General features: G+C 47.2%; 1 protein-coding gene. It reads right to left on the bottom strand.

Annotated elements, in window-relative coordinates; genetic code table 11:
• Positions 1-95: 95 nt before the first annotated feature.
• On the bottom strand, positions 96-1,214 hold the full coding sequence (gene ltrA, locus ACCI49_RS24430; protein ID WP_371841862.1) for a group II intron reverse transcriptase/maturase: 1,119 nt from the start codon (positions 1,212-1,214) through the stop codon (positions 96-98).
• Between the last annotated feature and the right edge of the window lie 845 nt (positions 1,215-2,059).

The following is a 2,059-nucleotide window of genomic DNA, read 5'->3' as shown; positions in this document are numbered from 1 at the left end:
CGGATATTTTACTTACGTTTTGGAAGGTGGATTTAGTCCGAATCGCCCCGTAAACCCTCATTACACCGTGCTGGAGGCAAGTGTTTGGTTTTTTTTCAGGGCCGACTACGTAGTAAGTTTCGAACCTTCGTCCTCACCCTACGCCAGTTTTTCCAGTAGCTCATTCTCAATCTTCGCCGTATCCAACAGTCAAGATCGATACATTTTTGATAGCCTTGCGCTATACCAAAATAATTGATCCAGCCACGGAGGAATACGGTAAGCTCTTTCACTTTCTTTTCCATCGAAATACCACGGGATCGCCCTGTAATCTGACGGACGCGATATTTAAATTGAAGCAGAGACTTATTATGCCAAACAAGCTTTGCACCACGAAAAGAAAACCCCAGAAACTTACAACGGCTGACAGGTACTACTTGGCTTTTAGTATCGTTGACTTTGAGTTTAAGCTTGCGCTCAACAAAGCACCTAATACTTGCCATAACCCGTTCACCGGCGCGCTTAGAAGAAACAACAATCACAAAATCATCCGCATAGCGGACAAAATTATGGCGGCGTTTTTCCAGTTCTTTATCAAGTAGATCGAGTATAATATTGGAAAGCAGCGGCGATAAAGGGCCACCTTGTGGTACCCCTTCATGACACGCTTGCCAACATCCATCTTCTATCCTACCCGCACGCAAGTAGCTTGCGATCAGCTTGAGTAAACGTTTATCTCTAATTCTTTGGCTGAGTAAGCTCATAAGAGAGTCATGATTTACCCGGTCGAAGAATTTAGATAGGTCTACATCCACTGCTATTCGCTTCCCGCCTTCGATATACTTTTGTAGCTTTTTCACCGCATGATGCTGTGATCGCTTTGGGCGGAACCCATAGCTGAACTCCGAAAAAGTTGTATCGAAAATGGGGCTGATGATTTGGGCGATCGCCTGCTGAATAACACGATCAAATATCGTAGGTATCCCAAGACCTCGCCGACCACCATCTGGCTTGTGGATGTAAACACGCCTAACGGGAAGCGGCTGGTAATGCCCTTGCCGAATACTTCCGACAATTTCCTCGCCAACTGCCTTAAAGTGCTGTACAAAATTATCGACGGTGATCCCATCAATGCCTGCGGCACCTTTATTGCTTCGAACGTGTTTCCATGCAGCATTGAGGTTTTCTTTGCTGAGGATAGTATCGAGCAGATTTTCATTTGAGTTGAGTGTCATGGCAGTACGCTACGTCAATTTTTATATCCGGCTGACAACATATCGGTAGGCTAGCCTTGTCTTCTCACTCGTGGATTTTGGGTTCAGGCCTTCACCCTATCCAAGGTATTAATCTTGGCATTCGGCTACTATGCCGTCGGCTGACTTCTGTTTGATCACTCTGGTCATTACTGATCAAAGCGCTGTTGTGCCCCACCATTTTTTTTTGTGTTAATCCACGCTGGTGGCTAGTGGATCGAGCCTATTTATGAGTCAGCGGCCACACTGACAGCTTCACATCAGCAAGTTAAACAGATCTCCCCAGATAAGAGTGTGAACTTTCACCACGCAACTGCATCATTTATTCTACCCGTTAGATCACATGGCTTCGGTGTCCTTGGCCACCTCGCCTCCAGGCTAAGCCTTATATGATGTTTCTGTTCGTCAGCTCGTAGTTTTGCTAGCGGCTTCCTCCCCACAAGACCTCACGGTATTGCAGTTGCCATTTGCTAGTAGTTAGCATTTAATGGAGCTCATTAAACGGTGATCTTCCTACAGGGGACTTTCACCCCATTAGTTCACGCCTATGCTGGGCGTACCAATTAAAGGCACGGGACACAGCAAAGCTGAGCCCGTGCTTTAGGCGTGTGTGCCAGGCATGGCATTTAACTAGAGAGGTGGAAGTCCTCTTACCAGGTATTCGTGGAGCCGAAGGTTAGCGAAAGGGCAAGGTTAATACCGTGAGGTATTGGCCGGAGGAAGCCCAACGCAAATTCACGGGGTGATGAACAAGAACTGGATACGAGGTGTGACGTAGGCGGAGCCAGTGGGCACGTGACCATTAAGCTCTCCATCCACAACTGGCC

Source organism: Microbulbifer epialgicus, from assembly GCF_041447265.1.
GTDB lineage: Bacteria > Pseudomonadota > Gammaproteobacteria > Pseudomonadales > Cellvibrionaceae > Microbulbifer > Microbulbifer epialgicus.
The sequence above is the reverse complement of the archived record's forward strand: the minus strand, read 5'-3'. Positions and strand labels throughout refer to the sequence as shown.

What these genes read in the sequence shown, in the direction of transcription:
- ltrA (WP_371841862.1), bottom strand. Translation starts at nt 1,214, where the DNA reads ATGACACTCAACTCAAATGAAAATCTGCTCGATACTATCCTCAGCAAA.